Source organism: Neobacillus niacini NBRC 15566 (assembly GCF_001591505.1).
Lineage (GTDB): Bacteria > Bacillota > Bacilli > Bacillales > Cytobacillaceae > Neobacillus > Neobacillus niacini.
Genome location: NZ_BCVA01000031.1, coordinates 13,825 through 38,371 on the forward strand (window position 1 = coordinate 13,825; position 24,547 = coordinate 38,371).

General features: G+C 40.4%; 15 protein-coding genes. 1 reads left to right on the forward strand and 14 read right to left on the reverse strand.

What is annotated here, in order from left to right:
- Nucleotides 1-32: 32 nt before the first annotated feature.
- The 7 genes from BANA01_RS19615 to BANA01_RS19640 all read right to left on the reverse strand — a co-directional run bounded on the left by BANA01_RS19615 (nt 33) and on the right by BANA01_RS19640 (nt 8,228).
- On the reverse strand, nt 33-1,079 hold the full coding sequence (locus BANA01_RS19615; protein ID WP_063254348.1) for a LacI family DNA-binding transcriptional regulator: 1,047 nt from the start codon (nt 1,077-1,079) through the stop codon (nt 33-35).
- Between the two features lie 315 nt (nt 1,080-1,394).
- Nucleotides 1,395-2,126, reverse strand: a complete 732-nt coding sequence (locus BANA01_RS19620) for a GntR family transcriptional regulator (protein ID WP_063254373.1) — start codon at nt 2,124-2,126, stop codon at nt 1,395-1,397.
- Nucleotides 2,127-2,238: 112 nt separating this feature from the next.
- Entirely contained in the window at nt 2,239-4,782 is a 2,544-nt protein-coding gene (locus BANA01_RS19625) for a beta-galactosidase (protein WP_063254349.1), read from the reverse strand.
- Nucleotides 4,783-4,821: 39 nt separating this feature from the next.
- Nucleotides 4,822-4,989 (reverse strand): DUF6903 family protein, encoded by a 168-nt coding sequence (locus tag BANA01_RS29995; protein WP_169803725.1) that lies wholly within the window; start codon nt 4,987-4,989, stop codon nt 4,822-4,824.
- Between the two features lie 37 nt (nt 4,990-5,026).
- Nucleotides 5,027-5,908: a carbohydrate ABC transporter permease gene (locus tag BANA01_RS19630; RefSeq protein ID WP_063254350.1), complete on the reverse strand. Its 882-nt coding sequence runs from the start codon at nt 5,906-5,908 to the stop codon at nt 5,027-5,029.
- Between the two features lie 14 nt (nt 5,909-5,922).
- Nucleotides 5,923-6,813, reverse strand: coding sequence for a carbohydrate ABC transporter permease (locus tag BANA01_RS19635; protein ID WP_063254351.1), 891 nt, complete (start codon nt 6,811-6,813; stop codon nt 5,923-5,925).
- Nucleotides 6,814-6,890: 77 nt separating this feature from the next.
- Entirely contained in the window at nt 6,891-8,228 is a 1,338-nt protein-coding gene (locus BANA01_RS19640; protein ID WP_063254352.1) for a carbohydrate ABC transporter substrate-binding protein, read from the reverse strand.
- Between the two features lie 170 nt (nt 8,229-8,398).
- Here BANA01_RS19640 and BANA01_RS19645 point away from each other — a divergent pair, with 170 nt between their 5' ends.
- A complete protein-coding gene (locus BANA01_RS19645) occupies nt 8,399-9,265 on the forward strand; it encodes a helix-turn-helix domain-containing protein (RefSeq protein WP_063254353.1) in 867 nt (288 codons plus the stop codon).
- 70 nt (nt 9,266-9,335) lie between these two features.
- Here BANA01_RS19645 and BANA01_RS19650 read toward each other — a convergent pair whose 3' ends face one another.
- The 7 genes from BANA01_RS19650 to BANA01_RS19680 form a co-directional block, all read right to left on the reverse strand.
- Complete coding sequence (locus BANA01_RS19650; RefSeq protein ID WP_235847184.1) at nt 9,336-13,205, reverse strand: endo-alpha-N-acetylgalactosaminidase family protein; 3,870 nt, start codon at nt 13,203-13,205, stop codon at nt 9,336-9,338.
- Nucleotides 13,206-13,446: 241 nt separating this feature from the next.
- Nucleotides 13,447-14,955 (reverse strand): sulfatase family protein, encoded by a 1,509-nt coding sequence (locus BANA01_RS19655; RefSeq protein ID WP_063254354.1) that lies wholly within the window; start codon nt 14,953-14,955, stop codon nt 13,447-13,449.
- Nucleotides 14,956-15,024: 69 nt separating this feature from the next.
- Complete coding sequence (locus tag BANA01_RS19660; protein WP_063254355.1) at nt 15,025-17,655, reverse strand: polysaccharide lyase 8 family protein; 2,631 nt, start codon at nt 17,653-17,655, stop codon at nt 15,025-15,027.
- A gap of 12 nt (nt 17,656-17,667) precedes the next feature.
- The gene (locus BANA01_RS19665; RefSeq protein ID WP_063254356.1) at nt 17,668-18,261 is read right to left on the reverse strand and encodes a YesL family protein; all 594 of its coding nucleotides are present in this window, start codon (nt 18,259-18,261) and stop codon (nt 17,668-17,670) included.
- A gap of 24 nt (nt 18,262-18,285) precedes the next feature.
- The gene (locus BANA01_RS19670; RefSeq protein ID WP_063254357.1) at nt 18,286-19,485 is read right to left on the reverse strand and encodes a glycoside hydrolase family 88 protein; all 1,200 of its coding nucleotides are present in this window, start codon (nt 19,483-19,485) and stop codon (nt 18,286-18,288) included.
- A 208-nt stretch (nt 19,486-19,693) separates the two neighbouring features.
- Nucleotides 19,694-21,109 (reverse strand): sulfatase family protein, encoded by a 1,416-nt coding sequence (locus tag BANA01_RS19675; protein WP_063254358.1) that lies wholly within the window; start codon nt 21,107-21,109, stop codon nt 19,694-19,696.
- 15 nt (nt 21,110-21,124) lie between these two features.
- The gene (locus tag BANA01_RS19680; protein WP_063254359.1) at nt 21,125-24,532 is read right to left on the reverse strand and encodes a polysaccharide lyase family 8 super-sandwich domain-containing protein; all 3,408 of its coding nucleotides are present in this window, start codon (nt 24,530-24,532) and stop codon (nt 21,125-21,127) included.
- Nucleotides 24,533-24,547 lie beyond the last annotated feature (15 nt).

Sequence of the window (24,547 nt, forward strand, 5' to 3'; positions counted from 1 at the left end):
CGTTTTCCAATAACTTATAAAAAAAGAACCACTTAGGTTCGTTTTATATTAGATGATTCCCGCAAGACTAATTCAAAAGGCAATGTTATTTTTATTGGAAGCTTAATTTTTCCTTCTACCATTTCCATAATGGTTTTAGCCGCCATTCTTCCCATTTCGTATTTAGGGATATCTATCGTTGAAAGCTGTGGGGATGAATATTTTCCCATCTCAAGATTATCAACCCCGAAGAAAGCGATGTCCTCTGGAATTCGAAGATTATTTTCTCTTACAGCCCTCATAGCAGCGATAGCCATTAAGTCACTGGCACAAACCATGGCTGTCGGTAAATGCAATGGGTCTCGTTTAATCAAACTTTTCATTTTTTCATAGCTATTTTCCATTTTCCACTGTGTATTGATTACCCAATCAGATTGGATAGCCAGCCCTGCTTCTTTCATCGCTAATTGGAAACCTTTAAAACGATGCTCAGTATGTAAATCTTCAAAGTTTTCATGACCGCCACCAATAAACCCTATGTCGCGATGTCCTTGTTTAACTAAATGCCGAACCACCATTTTGATTGAAGCCTCGCGATCGTAGTCGATGATCGCCATATTTTTATCAGTATAATAAAAGTCCAGCCCTACTACAGGGATATTTTGTTGAATATACTCGATAATGCTATCCTCAATCTTATCGATAAGAAGCAGTCCTTCAATCCCTAGGTCATGAATGGTCTTAAGAAGCAGTACCTCGTTTTCAATCTCATCCTTCGTAATACTAATCAGGGTGTAATCATGGTCCGATAATGAATCACGAATACCAGTATAAATAGTTGCAAAGTAAGGATTCGTTTCTGCTTGTTTTGGATTGGCAACCCAGCCAATTTTCATTGTTCTTGTGTTATTTTTCTCTTGCTTGTTGGTAACTAAATTCCTGGCATGCTGATTGGGTATATATCCTAACTCCTTAACAGCCTCCCAAATTTTTGCTTTTGTTTCCGAGTTAACATTTCTGGTCTGGTCATTTTGAATGACTCTCGAAACAGTAGAAATTGATACACCAACGTGCTCGGCAATATCCTTTAATCTTATCACTATTAAAACACCTCTTAGTTATGCAATTAAGCGCTTTCTTTCATAGGATAACAAATTTTCACCCTATTCCGGAAAATACTTGTTAAATTTTTATCTGTATTGTAAGAGAAGTTTTATAGAACAAATCCATCTACTCACGAAATTGACGGGTTATAGGTACAAGTATTTTTAAAAATTAAAACCACTAACTGAAAATTGCAACTACTAAGAATATAACTTTTCAGCATTAACCTGTCAACCCATCAAGTTGAAATTATTTTCAATGCTTAGATGAATGAATCACTTATGGTTTAAATACCATAAGTGATTCAATGTTTATGTTAGTTCAGTGTAAAATCGGCAGCGATCGCCCCGCACAATGGATATACAAAATTCAACTGGAATCCCACCTAGATCAAAGGCTGTTCGTTCCAGCAACAGTGCTGGTCGGCCTGCCTCCGTTTGAAGATGCTTACTTTCATCCTCGCGAATGAGGACGGGCTCAAATGCCTCTTTTGCTCTCGTTACAACGGTATTAAACTGTTGTGAGAATAAATCATATAAGGAAATGTCGCCCACTTTCTTAAGCTGTTCCATATCTGAAACCACCCTTTTCGGAATAAAAGATGATTCCAAAATATATGGTTCATTATTGGCACAGCGAAGGCGTTTCATTTCAATGACATTCTCATCTTCACCCAGCTGTAATGCTTCTTTGATTTTGGCATCCGGCTTAATTTCTTCTATTTTTAAAATGATATCCTTAGGATTCAAACCTTTTTCTTTTAATACTTTGCTAAAGCTGTAGAAACCCATCAATGACTGCTGTAGCTTCGGTTTGGCCACGAATGTCCCTTTTCCTTGGATTCGGTAAAGGATTCCCACTTGGACAAGCTCCTCAATCGCTTTTTTTGCCGTATTGCGGCTAACCCCAAATTGATCCATTAACTGATTTTCCGATGGGATTTTATCACCAGGTGTCCATTGTCCCTGTTCAATCGATTTTTTTAATCTTTCCATCAATTGGTGATAAAGTGGAATTAAACTTTCGTGTTGCAATGGTTCCATGTTTATATGCCTGCCTTCCAAAATATACATACTCCATGTAAATTATATCACCACTGCTTGTAGAGTCAACCCAACAACTTATATATCCATACGTAATAAACTCTTATATTCTTCACATTGGAAGGTAAGACTGAACCACCACATGATCCGGGCTTAATCCTTCTTCATCAAAAACAACAATTTCATTTTGTGCTGTTAACAACGAGGCCGGAATCTTATATTCCTCCTGCGGTCCAATGTTCCAGTACCGTCCTAAACAATGGCCATTGACCCAAAAACAACCTTTACTCATATGATCAAACCGAATTTTTACAATCGGACCGTCTTCAGGCTTCCAGTCAAAACGACTTCGATACCAGCGTGGAGAAATTGTTTGTGGATTCTCGACTGTCCATTCCTTTTCCTCATGAAGCTGAGCAAAAGATTTTGTTTTCCAATTTTTAATTTGTTCCTCTTCCTTAAATAGATAGAGATCAAACCGTCGAATACTAGAAAGATGCTGGGCGTCTAGATCGATTTCATTTTCTCCATATTGTAAGGCAGCACTAATGTCAGCTATCCCATAGACAGCACTGTCCCTAGACCAAGCCGTTTGACTCTCCATCAACATCTTTACAGACCTTCCATTAATCTGAACCCGTGAAACACCCTCACCAACAAGAATCGCCCGGTCATAGCCGTCATTAAGGAAAGAGTTTAAAAATCCAATTCGTCCTTCAATTTCTGGAATGTTGGATAATGAGTGCCGAACGCCACTGCCTTCCACCTGCCATCCTTCCCGTAATGATACATACCTTCCATGAAGAGCAGGTGCCTCACTCATTCCTTTTGGTTCGCCAATTGCTTCAGTAAAGTTGAACCGTCCCATATTCTGAACTAGGCAGGTTAGCGTATTCTTCCCCTTCTCAGCCGGAATATCAATCGCTGCAGCCCCGATTTTGCTAAGCTTTCCAATATATTGACCATTACAGAAAACCATGACGGGATCCTCAATTCTTGGAAAGACAATCGTCGAATGCTTTGCTTCCTCTGCATAAAATTCACTTTCATATCCTAAATAGCCGCTAAACTGGCCGAAGGTGCTGAAATCAAGTGGTTTTTCAGCCTCTTTTATATTTCCGCTTAAAAAACAAAGCTTTTCATCTGCCGCTTGCCACTGTAATGGTTGATAGGCAGTGCTTTTTTCCAACACTGTAACCGCATTTTCGAGCGATACTCTTGATACGATTTCAATTGAATAGCTGGTACCATCCTCGAAGGATAGCTGTACGTTTTGGGGCTGACTTCCATGAAACAAGTGAAACGTAATGCTACCGTCTTCTTCGGTTTCAAAGCGGTTTGGCATTGGACAATGAATTTCAGCCTTTCTAGTAAGCTGTAATTTTAATAGTGAACGCTGCCCCTCCTCATGATAGATGACCGCCTGATTGGACTCGAACCCAGTAGTCTGCCCAGTGAGCGATTGAATCGTAAACTGAGTTCCTACGTTCACATGACGAACAATCGGTAAAATCGCATTGGCCTCAATCGTAAACGGAATCATTTCCCCTTCAAGTAAAACCTGCGATTGAACTCTTTCCTGTCTATGATTCTCAATAAATAGCACTTCGCCATAAGGACTGACGAGCCGCTGGGATTTTAAATAACTAGGAAGCTTTAAATTTATACCCTCTTGCTCGGCATCTGTGAAGACCGGCTCAAGCCATTTTGTAAAGGAATGAAACCTTTTTAATACTTCATATTTTCTTGTTGGCTGTAAATATTCATCAATGGCAACGTCATAATCATACGATGTTGTAGAAAAGGTCTGTTCTCCTACTGTCCGGCCGCCCCAATGATCAAAATTGGTACCGCCAAAATACATATAATAATTGATAGCCGTAAATCCATTACTCAGCAGCTGGTAACACTCATATTCAAGCTGCTCCGGTGTTTTTTGATCCGCTTTGTTTCCGCCCCATTGTTCAAACCAGCCAATCCAAAACTCCATAACCCCTTTCGGCTGATCAGCAAACCGTTCATCTAAAATTTCAGCGGCGTGCTTCGCACCGGACCAGAAATTGCGGAACTCCACAGCACCTTCAACCGCTCCGTAGCAGGTTACAAGCGGGACCTCGATACCTCTTTCTTTCATGTCATCCCGCAAGTATTCCATATATTTTTTATCTGGTTTACCATAGGCCTGAAACTCATTTTCTATTTGGACCATGATGACGGTCCCGCTTTTTGTTAACTGAAATTCATCAATGATTGGCATAACTTGATCAAAATATTTATCTACATAGTATAGAAAAAGTGGGTCAGCAGAACGATACTGAATTCCCTTTTTCGTAGAGAGCCACCAAGGTAATCCTCCAAAATCCCATTCTGCACAAATATACGGCCCCGGTCTTGCAATCACATAAAGTCCTTTGTCAGCACATAACTGAAGAAAATACGCTAAATCCTTGTCTCCAGAGAAATCCCATTCTCCTTCATAGAATTCATGAAAATTCCACGGTATGTAAGTTTCGATTGTATTGCATCCTCCTGCTTTCGCCTTGTCTAAGACTTCGCTCCACTCCGCTCTTGGAAGACGGAAATAATGGATGGCAGCAGATAGTATAAAGATTCTTTCATTCTGAATCTTCCAGCTCTTATTATCATAGGTAATCATCTAAACGCCTCCACAAATGAGTTGATTTTCAGTCGCTATCTACACATATTTTCGATTGTAATCATATAGCAGCCCTAAGAGACCAGCTAATCCGAGCAACATTATGCCCAATTCAGACTTACCGACCGTCTTTTGACCAATGAAAATCAATGAAAGACAAATGATCAGAACAATGATTCTTAAGATAATGAAAATAGCAGTTTTCATTGGATAAGCCCTCCAATCTGTTTTCAATAGGGCGGTATTAGTCCTTTAATCCGCCAAGGGTCATTCCTTGTGTTAATTTTTTTTGAACGATTATATATAAAATTAAGGTTGGCAGCATAACAAGCACCATACCCGCATACATTTGTCCGTAATTAGCGGCAGATTTTTGGGCTGCCATTAAGTTCATGAGTCCAACCGGCAATGTTTTATTTGGACCTGGAATTAAGGTTAGAGCAATAATATATTCATTCCAGAAAGCAAGAAAATTAAATAAAATAACGGCAATAATACTTGGTCGTGCCATTGGAATCATAATTTTAAACATAGTTTTAAAATAGCCTGCACCATCGACAAGCGCCGCTTCCTCATAGGTAGAAGGCAGTGTTTGAAAATAACTCGACAACAAATAAATGGTAAAAGGGAGAGCAGTCGAGGCATAAACCACAGCTAAAATAAATATATTATCCAGCAAAAATCCATCACCAAATTGCCCCCGTAAGAAGTTATCTCCGTCCAACAACAGTAAGAAAATGGGAACGACAATATAATTCACATTGATAAATAATCCCGCTTTAAACAAACCATTCATGAAGTGACTGCCTCTAAAGGTGTATCTCGCAAGCACATAGGCTGCTGGCAAAGCGATGACCAATAATATGAGAAGTGCCAAAGCCGTCACGATAACAGAGTTTAACATATAGGTACCCATGTTTGCCTTTTGAAACGCATCGATGAAGTTCTGGAAATAGAAACCTTTTGGCAATGCCCAAGGGCTTCCGTAAAATTCAGAGTTTTGCTTCACAGAGGCTAAGAAAACCCAAGCTACAGGGATAATGATAGAGATGGCTAATGTAATTAGAGCGACATAGATAAACAGGCGATAAGCTGTTTCAGCACTCATTCCTTTTTGTGTTTTCATCGTTCATAGACCCCCTAATACTCCAGTACTTCACGTTTTGTAACAAAGCTGATAATGGCAGATAATGCAAAAGAAAATAAGAAAATGACCACGCCAATGGTCATACCATAGCCATAAGATGAATTGGTGTAAGCTTGTTTATACATATAGCTTAAAAAGACTTCCGTCGATCCGTCAGGTCCGCCTCCGGTCATTGCTTGGACAAGAAGAAAGCTCAAATTAATCGTGCTAATAATGAAGAAGGTTAACGTTGTACGGATGTTATTCCAAATCAACGGTAACGTAATACTAAAAAATTGCCTGATCCGTCCAGCACCTTCCAAAGCAGATGCCTCATAAAAGCTTTCCGGAATACTTGCCATACTTGACATGTACATCACCATATAATAGCCAATCGCCTGCCATACAAGGGCTCCACCGATGCTGTAAATGGCGATTTTTTGATTGCCGAGCCACATTTCCTGAAGTTTTTCAAGGTTAAATAAAGCAAGAAAATTATTTAACAAACCTGAGGTTGGATCATAAACAGCTGAAAAAATTCCGGCTATGACCACAATGGATAAGATATTAGGGATATAGAAAATAATCCGAAAAAAGCTGTTGCCTTTCATTTTTTCTCTTGTAAGCAATGCAGCAAACAGGATTGCCACCATCATCGTGATGATTGTGACAATAACAATCAATACAATACTGTTTTGAAGAGATCGAATGAAATTCATATCATTCCATAAGATTTTGAAGTTATCGAACCCGACAAAAACCTTATTGTTAGAAAACCCGCCCCACTTATACAAGGACATTCTAAATACCTCAATGGTAGGGAAAATCATAAATATCGATAACAAAAGCACTGCGGGTGCCGTACAAGTAAAGATAAATATCCTTTTTTCTGTTGTTTTATTCATCACTATCACCTCAGCTAATAAATATAACGGTGAGGCAGTTTACTCACCGTTATATAAGTGAAAACTATAAAACTAGTTTATTTTAACGCTGACCGCAATTGATCACTCACTTTTTCAACTGCTTTTTGCCAGTCTTTTACGTTTTTATCTCCGGAAACAATACTGTCAATCGTTCTAAATAATGTATCTGCCATGCTGACACCCTCTACAGCTTCTGTTGTGGCAAAACCACCCATACCAGCTTTTGCGCCTGAATCATAAATACTATAGAAAAGCTTATTGTCTCCTGTTAACTTTTCAGAGATGCCTTCAATTGGCTGAATCGCTCCAGCCTCAGCAAAAATGTCGGCTGCTTCATCCGAATAAACATACGTCATGAACTCCTTCGCTGCCTCTTTGTTTTTAGCTGCTGATGGGACCCACATTTGTTCGAAGAAGGTGAAAGCGTAACGGTCTCCGTTATCCTCAATAGCTGGTAAAGCCGTCATCCCCCACTCAAAGCCATCCGCTCTAGGCGCTTCAGCCATTTCACCAACGACCCATGTTCCATTTGGCATGAATAGTGCTTTGTTATCTAGAATTAATTGTTGGTTTTTCGTATAGTCTTTGTCGTTGGCGTTAGCAACCGTTGTTGGTTCTGTGTACTTTGCCAATTTACCGACAATTTCAAAGGCTTTTGTTGCTTCTGAAGATTCCCAGACACCATCTTCATAATTCATCGCTTTATTGTATAAGTCAGGTCCTCCCGCTTCTAATAGTAAGGAGAAGAAAAATGCGTCAAAATAACCGGTTGTAGGATACGTGAATAAAGCAATTCCTTCTGCTTTCGCCTTTTCACCCAGTGCCCACATCTCATCCCAAGTCTTCGGTACTTCCCAGCCTTTTTCCTTTAATAAATTGGCATTATAGAACAACCCAGTTGGACTGTAGAACATGGGTGCCATATAAGTTTTGCCGTCATTATACGGGCTGGTTGCCAGCGTATCCGTAAAACCTGGTACCAACTTATCCTTAACTTTGACATCCTCACCATAAACGTTCATATCCAAAACACCAGTGATATCTTCTAATGCTTTATCTTTGATTAGATTTTCGGTTAGTGCCAGCTTTCTTCCGGTTGCCAATAATACCACGTCAGGATAATTTCCCGCTTTCATATTTGGGCTGATAACATCCTCGAGATTTTTATCCACGGTTAATTCCACATCGATTTCCGGATTTGCCGCTTCATAGGCGTCGATCACTTTGGTCCACATATCACTGCCATATGCCGATTCTAGAGCCGCTACATGGAGGGTTTGTTTTTCACCTGAGGTTTCTCCGCCACTCGAATTATCAACCTTACTACTTTGACAAGCTATTAAACTAACAGATAACAATGCTGACATCCCTGCTAACAAAACTTTCTTTTTCATCTTGCTCGTCCCCCTCGTTTTTGATTTTATAGCTAAAGTATAGTGATGAAAAAACGCTTACACAATAAACATCTTGTTCAGTTTTTTAGATATCTTGCTTTCCGTTGTAATAATTCACTAAAAATTCTATACTTTAAGAGAGAAGCTTGCTTGATAAAGGAGGGAAACATTTGTCTAATGATATTTATGAGGTTCCGCAATCGAAACGAGGTCATCTTCCTGTAAAACTCCTCTATGTAACAAAATCTAAATATGATAAAGATTGGCACAGTACCAATCATACTCATCACTTTACCGAACTCTTGTATATTACCAAGGGCAGAGGGACTTTTGTTTATTCCAATAAAGAAGTTCCTATTAAGGAACATGATTTGATTGTCATTAACCCAAATATCGAACACACAGAAAAGTCCGGTTCCGATTACCCGCTCGAATATATTGCACTTGGAATCCAGGGTCTTGCCTTTTCATCCCCTGATGATCCATGTTTACAAGTTACATTTTTCAATTATAAACAGGAACATAAAGTCTATCTCTCTTACCTGTACGAATTAATAGAGGAAGTGGAAAGCCAAAAAGAAGATTATGAGTTGATTATTCAAAACATAGTAGAAATATTACTGCTGAAGATGATGAGGAAAAAGGCGTTTAACATGGAGAAAACCTCTTCGGAAAAAATCAGTAAAGATGTCGCCTTTGTCAAAAATTATATTAAGCAGCACTTTCGAGAAGAAATTAATTTGGATACTTTAGCAGAGGTTGGTCATATCAATAAATACTACCTTGCCCATTCCTTTAAAAAAGCATTCGGCGTTTCACCAATTGAATACTTAATTCAAATCCGTATCCGGGAGAGTAAAATATTATTAGAAACTACCAACTACCCAATTTCTAATATATCGGCCTTTATTGGGTTTTCCTCCCAGTCCTTTTTTGCACAATCCTTTAAACGGGTAACGAATCTTTCTCCTTCACAATACCGCAATGCCCAGAATTCAAAAAAAGGTAAAACTAGAAAATCCAAATCGAGTAAATGAAAACTTACTATTCAAAAAGACGATTCGGTGTTACCTTCCGAATCGTCTTTTTTGTAAATCAGATCTTTTCCTAATTTCCTGCGGTGACAGGCACCTGTTCAATTCGAAGATTATCTAAAATAAATGTTCCTGCCCCAGTATCTCCATTCAAACCAGTTCCATCACTGAAAATTCCAATATATGTTTGCCCATTCAGAGAACCAGTGACAGTAAATTCAGCCGTTTTGGTCTCAGTCGATGCCGGCAGTGTAGTGTTTGTAGTCAAACCTTTTGCTGCAGAAATATCCCGCACATCAATTTCCTCATCGCCAGAGATGATACGATAAGAATTAGCTGTTGTTTGATAGTCAAAGGAAACTTTATAGGTTACTCCCGGTTCAAAGCGGAAGTGTTGCGGAATGGTGCGATACACTAACCCTTTGTTTCCTGTGTTCACTTTAACCGACCATTTACCTTTTATAACATCATCTACTAATTTTTTGCCTGCCCATCCCTTTTGTGTATATGGAGCGTGTAATTCAGACAAATGAATTCTGTTGTCTTCTACCCCTTCTGTATTACCAATCACGAATGGGTAGATTCCTTGTACGACCGATTCAAAATCTTGTTCAAAGACTGTTGATGATACCTCGTTTTTCAACGTTTTTTGAACCACTCGGATGTCATCAAACCTTGTATTTCCTTCTCCTGCCTCCCGGCTGAGCGTTAATTTTGCTGTTTTAGATACAGCCGTAAAGCTTACTTGAATCCTTTGCATTTTGCTAGTATATCCATCATTGGAAGCGTGTGAGTCTGCTTTAACGTAGTTCTTTTGCAGGCTGCGCAGTGTGTAATTACTGACATCCTTCTCCCCGCCTGTTACTTGGATTCCAGCCTTAACATCACTGTTATTCTCAATATACACCTCTGCCACATAATCCTTGCCAGGTTCAAGGTCTGTAATCGTACGGCTAACAGTTGTAAAGTCTGATGGACTTTCCATATTCAAGTAATAGTCGCCGCTGCTTAAATTACGTGCATTTCCTGTTTGATTCGTTCTTATCACACTAACAGCTTCTTTGTTTCCAGCCACTTTTGTATATTCATCTTTTACGGTTCCTGAATTAAATCCTGTGTCATAGACTTGAGCACCCTTGCTCCAGTCGTCAACTTGCAGTCCCTTGCCCTTTTTATCTGGAACAATAATATATGGAGTGGCTGCTTCCGCAGTCAATGTCACCTGATTATTTTCCACCTTGACTTTCTGTACATCTGTTCGACCTTGATCGGTTAGTTTATAGACATATACTTTAGATGTACCGGCATATTCGTTTGGAAGTGTCCAAGTCGTTGTCCCGCCTTCCAAATTCCAGTGATAGAGTTTTTCAGAATCCGGAGTTGTTTTTTCAAAATCTTGTTCTACCCATGGAATCAGATAGGAATGCCCATCCAGAACAACATTGCCATTAAGGGTAATGATACGTTCTCTAGAATTGTCTTTTCTAGTTACAACCACTACATCACCGTTACTTGGATCTGTTAATTTAATCTCTTTTTCCAAGTTCGTTTTTTGTTTGTCACCTTCTACATTTGTCCAATCCGTAACATAATATTTTTGTAGAAATTTAGTTGGTACATTGGTGTCAAACGTCATTCGGATAAATTGATCAAAGTTTTTATCTGACTGCCATCCCTCGAAACCGGCTAATTCAAATCCGCCAAGTAATGGATGATCTGCCGTACCGCCTGCTTCAGGCCAATTCAACACCCATGAATCCTTTTGATGGTTACTGATAAAACGAAGTACCTCTGAGTTGATCCCTTTGCTGGCAGGTCCGCCATAGTTCTTATCTGTAGCCCAGTGCTGCCAAGTTGAATAATTGGCTACTGACGTTCCAAACTCTGTTGTTACCCTCCAGCCACGGTCAATAAATTGCTCTGAGATTCGATTGGATTCCCACTGATCTTGATACCATACATCTAAATAGACGAAATCAAGACCCGGTGCCGCAGCTTTTAATTCGTCTAGTCTTTTTGCACGTGTTCCTGAGTACAAATCTCTTAATTTATTGATGGTATAAGATTGATCTAACCAGCCCCAGCCTCTTGAATTGGGACCGTCAATAAAATCATCGCTGAAAGCCTTCGCTTCAGGATAAGTTTCTTGAGCATTAATATGGACCCCAAATTCAGAATTGTACTTGTGACCTTCTTCAATTAAAGTTTTTAAATCAGCCGCACCGCCGATTCGTTCACCAACATCACCGTAATCCGGATGCGCGCTGTCATGACCTTCATTTCCATAGCCTTTCAACAGTACAGCCTGCCCTAATCCATCTGTAGCAAGTGCTACCTTTTTTACATTATCTAATGTTTTTAAGAATGGCTGTTGTGCTTGTGATCCAAAGTTCATTGCAATCCGTGTGCCGACAATATTGTTTACATTGTTCGACCCAGGAATATCCTGCATGATATCACGGTAAACAATCGCACCGTCCTGCCAGTCAACTTCCTGATCATGATTGGCATCTTCTGCGATGGCAATTTTCACAGTCGGTTTTTCAGACTGCGGCTTCGGCATAAACTCTCTCTGGTAATAGAGCAAACTAGAACCGATACCAACGGCTTTCGTGCCATCTTCATTCTGATAACGATTCGCAACTAAGTTACGATAGCCATTGACCTCTGAATTAGACCATACACCTGCACTCAATGTGTCGGTTGATAGGAACGCAGTATAATATCTTTCTGAAGTTCCAATGCCTCCCATGGATGCATCGACAGAAACATCGACATCTCCTGGTTTGGTAACATCGCTGCTAAGATTCGTTAATTTGGCTTTCGCATTGGTTTGGGACGAATCGACCGAGATAAAGTTCAAATCAGCCAATTCAACACTTTCAATTTTTGCACTATCGGCATTATTGATTTCTTCAAAGGTATAAATGACTTGATTATGTTTAACCTTTAATGACACTTTAAAAACAGCATCAAGTTTTTCCCATTCATCCTTCACTTTTAATGTATAAAGTGCTTCTCCTTCGCTTAGCTTCTCAAAGCTTACTTCAGGATAGTAGAGATTTCCATTCACTTTCAATCCGTATACTGGCGATTGTTGTCCGTTCATGACCTTATCGCCGACCCGGTATTCGATGACGCGAGGGTATACCTGGTCAATCTTGACATCCATATAATCTGAGCGCAATGTATCTTCTACTGGTTGAGTATTTGGTGGTTGAGGGGGAATATATTCTTTTATTTTGATGTTTGAAATCGTGATGTCAGCAGCTCCGCGGCTCTTTTCAAAACCAAGTAATCCTGCTTGGTCGACACCGCCGGTTAATGTCCAGCTCGTAACCTTTTTATTATTAATGTAAAGGGTGGCTACATCATCCATGAACTTCAGGAGTAAATGATAGGTTTTGTTTGCTTCTAATGCCACATCCGAAGTCATTGCCGTCCAAGTGTTGGCTGGACCAAAAATTTCACCGAAATATTGATTGTTCTGATCCCCTGTTCCTACATACGTATAGGCAGATGGATTTTGAACACGATAAATGAAGCCAAACCGGTTCATTGCATTCGTCCCAGGAGTAATATCTGCTTCAAACGTACCATTTTTAATGGGTTTCATATTATTGTAGACAATTCGATTCTTTTGGGTAGAGGTTACATGGAAGGTTGCTGAACCATTTTCATTGTAGGTAACCCTTCCATCACCTGATAGGATTTTAAAATCTCCTTCTTCAAGTTGGCTATCAGTAATGTCGACAAGTTCTTCCTCCTGCTGGACTTGCCCGCCAACATTTAGGTCATTTCCTCCAGATGAAATGGGATTCTCTGAATTTGTTACTGGTGCTTCTGCACGTACTGGCTGAATGTAACCTGTTAAAAACGTTGGCAAAAACAACCCAAGTGCTAGCATAGAATGGGAAAATCTCTTAAATTGCTTACTGCTCAATTCCTCTCCTCCTTTAAATCTCCTAGTTTAAAATTTTAAAAAGATGGTGATACCCGCAAAAGGCAATCAAAAATTAGCAGCAAGTACCACCACCTGTTCGTACTCTAGCTTACTTTTATTGAAGGTCTTCCACAATAAACATATTGTCCAAATTTTTAGAAATATTGTTTTTTATTACAATAAAAAAAGCAAACAGTACAGCGACTGTTCGCTTAAATAAAGATTTCAACGCAGAACATCCTTATGCATGTGAAATTCTTGGCATCGGCATCTGCTCTTTGTGGAGCTCTGCCCAGGCATATTTTAGAAGAAGCTCTTTTTGCAGAACTTGATAATCAGGATGATCCCACAAGTTATTGAGTTCCTTCGGATCCTCTAGTAAATCAAAAATTTCTCCATATGTCTGTTGATAATAGATGGTAATTTTGTATCGTTCATCCACATAGGTCTTTTGATGAATCGTCGTCGGTTCATGGCGAAATTCACAAAGGACATGATCCCTTTTTTTCTTTTCATTGTTCAGCCAAACTTGTTTTTGATCCTCACCTGACATCAAAGCAGGAATAGAAATATTCGCAAATGATAAAAAGGTAGGTGCCAAATCAATAAGAGATTGCAAGGCATGGGATTCTTTTTGTGCCGGGATTTGCCCTGGATAGCGGACAATAAAAGGCAGCTTGATTAAATCCTCATAATGGAATCCGCCTTTAAACTGTAAGCCATGCTGTCCAAAGAAATGGCCATGATCGGTTGTAAACACAATCAGCGTATCATCCCCCATACCCAATTCATCAAGCTTATCGAGAATGCTGCCAATAAACTTATCCATAAAACTTATCATTCCATAATAATTAGCGACTAATTTTTTTCTGTCTTCCTCCGGAATTATATGGGTGTGATAACCATGAATGCCGAAGCCTGTTTCCTCAAGGTCCGTAAAATCAGGTTCAGGTTCTTGTGTCTTTTTAAAATGTGGTGGATTGTGTTCATGCTCAAAAGGAACCAATTCAGGAATAGTTAACTGATCAGGATCATACATCGAGGCCCATGGCTCAGGAACCAAATAAGGAGGATGTGGATCCGGAAAACTTGCCCAGAGGAAGAAATTTTCTTCCTGCTTTTGATAGGTTTCCAGCAGTTCATTCGTCTTTTCAGCGATGAATGAATTGTAGTGATATTCCTCTGGAATCCCCCACGTATATTGAATAGAAGGATCCATTGTTCCTGTTGGAGCCATATAATATTGTTTCCAATCAGAAAAGCCCTTTTCCTCCATCCAGGCAACATAATGCTGCCCTACTAAATATTCATTGGTATGGTTTCGCAGCAATTCAATTCTTTCAAATCCATAGAATGGTTGATTGTAATTTTTCCAAAAATCAATATCCTGAAGTAGCGGCAAGGATTCAAGCGACGGATACTCTTCCGTTGAGCGAGTTGGTTGAAAGTGGGCTTTTCCGACGAGAGCCGTCCGATAGCCGTTTTTCCTCAATACATCCCCTACAGTTTGTTTATCTTCACCTAACTTAGTACCCAACGTCCACGCTCCATGCTGACTTGGATACATCCCCGTAATGATAGAAGATCTTGAAGGGGTACAGGTAGGATTCGGACAATAAGCGCGCTGAAACGTCGTTCCTTCTCTTACTAATCGATCGAGATTAGGTGTAGAAATTTCTGGATTAAAGGCTCCTATTGTATCAAAATGCTGCTGGTCACTTGTGATTAATAAAATGTTTGGTTTTTTCATAGAGAATACTCCTCTTAAACTTGGAAAATCATTTTGGACGATCATAAACGCGATTCGAAAAAATCCCCTTTATTGTCCATTTTTTTCCATCATTTTAAGCTTTATTTCAAAACTCTTACCATTTGAATGGATAGAATCAATATGAATCAACGCTTTTTTGCTAGATACTGAGGTTTTTACACCTTCACTAGCCGCTATAACGGTGGGGTTAGGTACTTCTATTTCGAGCTTCATTTTATCCAGCTTAAAAGTCGGGGCAGATACTGCAATTGTGATGATGTCACCTTCAGTTTTCACAAGAATAGAAGCTTGATTATAGGATGTGACATTACTAACCGTCTTCTTTTTATCACCAAAGAAATTAAATCCCTTCATACCAAGCTTCGTATTTTCAACGGCATGAACATCTTCCGTATTGGATAGTACTTGAATGCTCGGGCTCTTCGCATATTCTTCTGTTTGGTTCACGTTAAAATTAGGTAGTATCACATAAGCATAAGATGCATTTTGTGGATTCTTTCCATGATCCAGTCCCAATGTAAAGAAATTCTTCGTTACTTTTGTATCGGGGTTTGAGGTACGAATGTTTCTTAGACTCTCCGTAACAGTCTCTTTAGAGACATTAATACTAGCGGTCTCAGGAAAATAATAGCCTACCTGTGTTCCCTCAGCATTTGTATTAAAATTCATCCATTTTAAGTTATATTCACCATTAACCGGATCAGTTAATGATTGACCATCATAAGTTCCTCCAACTATTGTGCTCGTTTCATTGGCTTCAAACATTCGATTATCAATAGTAGAAATAACCTCTCTGCCCAGCTGATCTTGGATACCAGATCCCAATAATACGATTTCATCGTCAAACATAAACGCTGACTTATTGGCTTCTGTATTTTTATAGACCACAAAATCCTCAGGTAACAGCCCATCCTGTTTGTCCTTATAGCCGATTTCATCCCCAAGCTGGATACCTGAAACACCATAATTACCAAGCTTTACTCCGCCAGAAAAAATATTGGTTCCTACTGGAAAATACACATAATCATTTTGTGAGGTTGATGAGGCATAAAAGTTTAAAGGATGTGTGGTATTTTCATAGAATAGCTTTCCACCATAGAGTTCTGGAATCGTTTTTCTCTCTTCAACAGGAACCGTTGTCCCAGGGAGTTTATAAGGGTTGATGGTGGCAAAGTAATTTGCCCCGAATTGCTTCGTTTGGTCTCGCCCAGACAGATACAAATAGTAAGCACCGTCACCAAGGAACCAAGGCCTTAAATTTTCTCCACTCATATATTCATACTTACTGATTCGATCAGAGCTTCTCGAAAAAGCAAAAGCATACGAATCTCTTAAATGTACAGTTTTATCCATAAGGTTAAAGGCAAAGTGGGCAGATTCTTCAAGCCCATTTTTAGCTTCAAGGCCGGAATCCTCCATGATTTGATTAAAACGAATAATCGTATCGTATGAGATAAAGGAACCGCTGGACAGCTTCCCTTTAGAAGAATCAGCGATATATTTAATATGTGATTTTAGCGCTTTACTCTCTTCAGCACCCAGATAGTTACTCAAATCCACCATTGCCTCAACGATACTAGTGACATCTTGGTACCCTGTGCCAGTCCTTGATAATGCTCTGCCCTTTACGATTTCCATCATATAGCCTTCAAAAATAACCGGTGAGAACCCTTTGTATACCCATTCTTTTACCGTTGGAACCAAGACTTCTTTTGGATTATACTGACTATCATCTAAAATCTTCATTGTTTGGATAATTCGGTTTAACAGCACTTTCCCATAGGAACCAGTGTAGGCAACTCTGTGGTGCTGAATAAACGACCCATCCTCATAAAATCCATCTGTATTCCCATTAATAAGTTGGTTAGGATCAATGGTCTTAAAAACAGTTAGAATATTGTCTACTGCCTTTGATACCCTTTCCTCATTACCAATCAGTGCCCCTTGAATGATTCGGTTGGTGGCAATATCAGCAAGATTGGCTCCGGTATAAAAGCGGGAATTTAAATCAATATCACCATCTTTTCCATTTCTTAAATACAGATCCATGGACTTCACATAAGTATCGATTAATTCCGGCTTAACATTGCGAATCTCATCTTCTAAAAGAAGTAAAGTTTTCGTGATATTCATTGGCATCCCTATTTCCCACGAGTACCAATTTCCGTAATATCCCTTTTCCTGATTTTCAAAATAGTTTCTGTAAAGCCAATCTAAGCCATCGATGACTTTATGAATCGTTTCCTGATTTTCATAAAAATTGACACCGCTTAAATCTGGCCGTTTATAGGTTTTTGCAGCCACCGCCATTTGATATAAGTATAAGTAGGAATTACTTAAATTCGTATCATTCTCTCCAAGAGGAAGATTTTTAAATAAGGAAGTTTCTCTGTCTTCCGGCGCAAGGAATGCAGAAAGTCTTGTATTTGCTGTGTTATGGACAGAATTAATTTTACTGTCTAGTAAAGGATTTTGATTGATACTCTCATTACCCACAAGATACATTGAATAGTTTACTTTTAATTTCTCCATTTCATTTAAAACATCAACAGTAGTCATTTGACTTACTATTTGATTTTCAGAGGCTTTGACAAGGTTGGTAGAATCAATCATCGGAATCGTTAAGAATGTTGTTAATGTGAGTGAAGACGCTAAGATCATCTTTAGACTTTTTTCCATAAAAACACCACCCTATGAAATTTTTTCCGTATTTTCATGGTGAAACCCGCCGCTCACTAGAGAGTAGATAAGATATGCACTAATGCTGAATCCAAGCATCATGGCCGCTGGAAAATAGAAACATAGAACGAGACAAGCGGCAATGATGAGGATAGATAAAATCGTATAATGCAAACGGCTGATTGATAAGAGCAGTGCATTCTTAATCGCACTTTTCCACGTTACTTGATAATGGACAAGGACAGGAAATATATAGATAGAAACAAATAAATACAAGATTCCCATTAGGAAAAAGAATGAAAATAGGATGTATTTTACACTCGAATTCAACTGATTGATGATGATTAAATCTCCCAAAAGCAGGCCAGTAAAAACAAGCCAGAGAATACCAATCAAAAAGCTCTGTTTAAAATTCTCCCTAAACAGGCGAAAAAAGGCAGTGAAAATTCGAATATCATTTTGCTTTTTCCACTCCCTTACCACCCCGAACATCGCTGTCGTTGCAGGGAAAATCGTCAAAATTGGAAGACACAGAACCAGCCAGAGGAGATTTAACAAAAAGGCATTCATGATAAATTCCATAGATTTATAAAGTTTCCCATCCATTTTCTCATCCCTTTTCCTAAAGTTTTACCAATACATTTTCCAATCCTTCACCAGTCTGATTAAGGCTTCAAAATAATAGTAATCTCCCCAAATACAGCTTTCATCAACTCCGCGGCCGCCGGCTTTATAATAGACTGCGTGCTTCAGAATACCGTTGGCTTCACTTTGAATGTCCGTTGTATAGTTTTCATAGAGAGACTGCATCATCACGAGCGCCGCATTCTCATAAACTTTCTTTTCTGGATCCGTTAAAGGCATATGCTTTGTCATCTCCAGTAATCCGCATGCGGTAATGGCTGCGGCAGAACTATCACGCTCTTCTTCCCCATCTGTAAAAATTAAATCCCAGTAGCAAATTTGATCTTCCGGGAGTCGATTTAAATAATAATTGGTAAGCTTCTTCGATAACTCGATTAAACTCCAGTCTTGCGTATAGTGGTAGCTGAGCGGAAATCCATAGATTCCCCAAGCCTGACCGCGGGCCCAGCAGGAGTCATCCGCATACCCCTGGTGAGTGTTACCATACAATGGTTTTCCAGTCTCAGGATCCATATAATACGTATGGAAAGTAGAAGCATCTTGTCTGACAATGTATTTCGCTGCCTGCTCAATATGACTCTCGGCTATTTCTCGATAAATTGTTTTTCCAGTCACTTCTGAAGCCCAATAAAGTAATGGAAGATTCATATTACAATCAATAATCATTCTCCCGCGCTGAGCTGGATCGTTTAAGTCTCCCCATGCCTGGATAATTCCAGCTTTATCATGGTATCGAGTAATCAATAAATCAGCTGCTTGAATGGCGATGCTTTTTGCCTCTTCATTTCCTGTTAGCTTATAAGCGCTGACACAAGACAACGTATATAAAAATCCAAGGTCATGGTGGTCTACTTCAATCCGCTTTTCCAGTCGTTCTTTAAAACTATCAATCTGTATTTCTGCGACTTTGCGGTATTTTTCATCACCTGTGTATTCATAGGCAAGCCACAGCATTCCTGTCCAAAAGCTTGTCGTCCATTCTACGTTTTCAATCGGTTTATAGACGAGATTTTCACTATTGGAATCAGGAAACTTGTCTGTGAAAACTTCTAAACTTTGATCAATTTTCGCTAAAACATGCTGAATCGCTTTTTCAACAAAAGCTCGGTCAACAGCAGGAGCAGCCTCAAACCGTTCTATATTCTGGATTTGTTCTTTCTTTATTTCATCAACAAATACCGTCATGTTCATTCACCTCATAATCTATGATTTAACTATTTTCGGGCTTCATGATTATTCATGAAGTCGGTTTTCTGCTCTTTTTTTGGGTTCATGAAACCTCCATGAAGACCGTTTTTCTGAATTCACCACTTTTCGGGCTTCATAAATCCTTCATGACGACCATTTCACCCGAACTTCACCATTTTTCGGACTCCATGAACTTGGAATTAACCTACTCTAATAAAAAAGGATCTTTCATATCTTTAAGCCAGGTACGAAGCCTCTGTTCCAACCCGCTTGTAATAGGATGGTTGAGGGAGTCCTCTATTTTTTCAGGCTGGAGCTGAAATTTATCTTTTTCTAGATCGTATAATAATCGAATACTCTCCTCACCAGGGGCATAGCCATGATGAATAACATAAGTATATTGCTTCGTTCGAACCGCTCTCCATCCATAAGCGCGGTTATCCAAACCTGCCTCGCGGAACGCCTCAATCGCTTCTTTACGACCAGGGTATCCGGAGAGATAGGCCGCTTCAGGTCCCCCGCTTCGTTGCTCAATCATAAAACTAGATAAATCAGTTCCCTCTACAGAGTGGGGAAATTCAAGCCTAAGCAAACTTAGCAGTGTCGGCATAATATCAACACTATTAAGCAATACATCCGTTCTGGTTTGCGGTAACACCTTTGGCCAGCGAATACAAAAAGGGACACCAATCGATTCCTCATACCAGACATGCTTCGCCATTAAACCATGGGAGCCCATCATTTCTCCATGATCCGAGGTTAAAACAACAATCGTATTCTCATCGAGCTCCTCATCCTTCAACAAACGCAGAATCCTGCTGAATTGATCATCGATTCCGGATATCGCGGCAAAATAATTCAGCTGCTTCTCTTTTAATTCCTCCAAACCGCCATCAACTGGTTCACCTGTATGAACACCAAATGTTTCTTGGTTCACATTTTCTCTCAGCACGATTTGTTCCCGCTTGTATAACTGCTTATATTTTTCAGGAACCTGATCAAACGGACTGTGCGGTGGATTCCACGATAGAAAGAGGGCAAATGGCTGATTACTGCTGCGATTTTTTATAAAATTTAACGCTTGGTCCGTTTCATGTTCCACAGACCATTGGTTCACTTGAATCTTCTCCGGGCTATCCTTCCAGTAATGAGGGGCAAGGTGCTCATCCCATGCCCCGTAGGAATACCAGTGTTGGAAACCATGCCTCTTTGGTCCGGGAGGAGTATACGCATCCCAATCCCTTGCACCTGATTCGGGTTCATCTGTGACATTTAGTTCTGGTAAATCAAGATGCCACTTCCCGATATACCCCGTCTGATAGCCAGAGTCTAGGAGCACATCACTTATACAAGTTTCCTCAGGACGCAGCATAACATCGGCGCCAATTTTACAATTGGTATACACCCCGGTGCTCATCGGATACCGCCCTGTCAAGAGCGATGCCCGGTGAGGCGAGCATAATGGAGAGCAGGTGACAGCATTAGAAAAAACAACACTCTCCTCGGCAAAAGCATCAATCGCAGGGGTGATAACTTGATCTTCGCCTTCATAACCGACCGCCTGCCGCCGCCATTGATCTGCAAAAATATAAATAAGATTCGGCTGCTGTTTACTCTCCATTATTCCCTCTCCTTATTACCTGATTGAATTCGGGCTGTTGCCCTTTTGGCTCGGTATCATTTTCAATTTCGCTGTGAACGTTTTCCCTTTTGCCTCATTCACATTGACCTTCAACTTGATTGACGGCTTTGTATTTTCTACCGTGATATTTTCATCAGCTTCTAAAATCTTGAACGCCTTGCCATCAATTTCGATTTCGATATAACCTTTGTTCTCCATCGTCGGATCCGAAACAGCAATCTCAAGGACTCCATCCTTCTCCTGCATGGTCACGGAGGCTTTTTGATAAACCGTTAACGGACCAACACTTTCCTTTTCATCCATCCAGAAATTAGCGCCAATGATATTCTCTTTTACGTCCTGTACCGCTTGAACTGCGGAATCATTTCGTAAAATCGTAATATCAGGGTTTTGGGAATAATGGTGTGTTTGTTCCTTATTTAAACCTGGCAATAGAACATAGGAGTACGTATCCTGATTAGGACGGACACCATGGTCAAACCACATCGTTGTGTAGGTTCGCTTGATCGCTTCAGCTGGACCGCCATAATTAATATCCTTCCATGCACCGGTGCGTTCTTCTTTTTTAATCGTCAGTGTTTTACCTTCTGGGAAAAAGTAACCAATATCGGCTCCTGAGACATTGCCTTCAAGAAAAGCCCATTTAGCTTCCAGCGTATGGTTTTGACCGCTGCTTAAATCCAGCGTTTCGCCATTGATGACCAGTTGATTGGAACCGTCGTTTCGAATCTTTCGGTTTTCGACAATACTTTCAACATTCCGGTCTTCACTGCTGCTAATCCCTGCACCAAGGGCAACGATTTCGTTATCGAACATAAACCATGACTTTTTGGCAACCAATGAACTATTCCAAGCATCATAAGACATTCCTGCAGCGCCAAAGTTCTTAAGCGTTGAACCGCCCGTCCACGACTCCGGCGACCTGTGCTCGCCACTTCCATCCGCTCGTCTCATCGTATCAACGGTTGTCCCTGGCAGGCGGTAAGGGTCCACCGTCGGCCAGAAATCATCACTATATTGAGCGAGATCCCCATTATACAAATAGGTCATCCCTTCTCCGGTATACCAGCCTTTACGGTTTTCATCATTCATGTCTTCATAATTTTGAATCCTGTTTGAATACATACTGATACCAAACGCATAGCCTGGTTTTCTGTGGACAACCCGGTCCATGGAGGCGAAGGTCTTATGAAAATCCAGATCTCCGCGAGGGGTTACCTCTTGTTTTTCCAAAAGCTGCTTTGCAAGAGTCATATCGCGGAAGTTGCCCGCGTTTTTAAAATAATCCAGGTACGTATCTTCTTTTAGCCAGTATTTTGCCATGGAATTATACTTTTGGGCATAAGGCTCTGGAGCAAATTGCGCCATTCGAATGACACTTTTGATAATGGTATGACCAGCCTGATGATCCTGAAGGAAATTACGTGAAATGGCTCTTCCTCTCACCATGTCCATTAAAGCACCTTTATACATAAATGGTTCATAGGCATTTTCAATCCAGTCATAAACATTGGTAACCTTAGGGTCCGTCACTTGCCAAGTAGAATGACTTAAGAGTTCAAGCATGTCAGTCAAGCCTTCAATTAAAACAATGCCGTATGAGCCGTTATAGGCGATATTTTCATGCTGGACGAAGGAGCCATCTTCATAAAAACCGTCTCCTTCTGTCACGTTTTCAAAGGTTTGGCTTAAGGCATCCCTTGCAGCAGCAATTTTTGCGGCATCCTTCACAATCACTCCCCGCACACCGACTACCTTGCTGACATCAATTCGATTGGCGCCAAGAGCTTCCCGGTATTTCTCAGGGGTGGTAGCTCCGGATTTCGTTGGATCTGGCTGAAAGTGGTCGACTACTTTCAAGTAACGATGAATACGCTCTTGATCCAAATAATCGTAAAGAAGAACCATTAAACTGTTTAATTCATTTGGGACACCGATTTCCCAATGCCACCAATTGCTATATTGAGCAATAGTTTCGTTATAGCGATGTTGGTACAGCCATTCAAGCGCCTCCGTGATATCCTTTAACAATTGCGGATTTCGATAAAGGCTGGATTGTTCATTGGTAAATGCTTTGGCCATGGTCGTTAGATTCCGGTAGCTGTCGCGAATATCAGCAGAATTGTCAGTGCTTGCAAAGTTAATCCATAAGAATGAACGATCGTTATTTTTAAACATTGTTCTCCAAAGGTTTTCCGCTGACTTTGTCTGATTCTTAATCATTTCGTTCATCCGCTCATTCGACGGGTCATACGAATCAAGTCCAGTCATCAGGCTTTTCCACTTTTCCCGAAGTTGAACATATTCATCTTGGACCGCGTCGGTGACGGTAATCTGGCTTTCCCTCTTTAATCTGCCATCTTCCGTTTCTACGGTAATTACAGCAGTTCCCGGGTATTTCGCTTCAATAAGACCATTTTGAACAGTAGCAACTGTTTCATTAGAAGAGCTCCACACCAGCTTTTCTGTATCAGCATTTGCTGGTGCGATGATTGCCTGAAGCAATCGGACTTGACCTGATTCAAGCTTGAGTTCCTTTGGCTCTAGGTCCAGCTCGGTCGCCGCCGGTAGTTCAATTCCACCATTTTTGATAACCTTTACGGTACTAGCTGCAGTAAGGCCGTTATCGGTGAAAGCCATAATCGTTGTCTCACCAGGATTTACTCCCGTTACGGTACCGTTATCCACTGTGGCAATCGATGGATCTGCCGAAACCCAAGATAATTTGGAGCTGGCATTAGCAGGAACCATCTTTGCATGCAATAAACCCGTTTCCTGCGCCTTGATGGTCAGTTCACTTTCTTCGATAGAAATGGACGTGGCCGGCTGGATGAGCTCAAGTGAAACATCATCAAACAGGGCAGTACCCGTTCCCGTTTCAAAGAAAAGCTGTACCCTGATGCTATCGGCATTAACAGGAGTCTTAACCTCCATTTTAATTTGCGACCAATCGTGGGTCCCGGTTAGTCTTGAGGAATAAAGTAAACCAAGCTGCACGCCTCCTTCATATAAAGCAACCCTCATCCGTGCCCCTTGACCGCTCACAATATTCTCTGTCTTTAGCCAGGTGCTTAACTGAAACGTCTGCCCGCCCTGAACAGGTACATCCTGTGACACGGCAGCTCTAGCAGATTGATCCGCAGTGATTTTTAAACCGTACTCTCCCGACCGGCTTGCATCCTTAGCAATGGAAACGACGGGGCTTCCGGTAGGTTTCCAGACACCCCATTTTAGAGCACCTAATTGATCCCAGCCTGATTTTGGCGCCTCCGTTTCTTCAAAACCGGTATTCAATAGTAAAGTAGATTCATTGGCAAAGGTAAACGGCACATTGGCGGTCATGGCTACTAGTAATGAAAAAATGATAAAGAGTGACAATCCTTTTTTTCGCGTCTTTTTCATGTTTATTCGATTCGC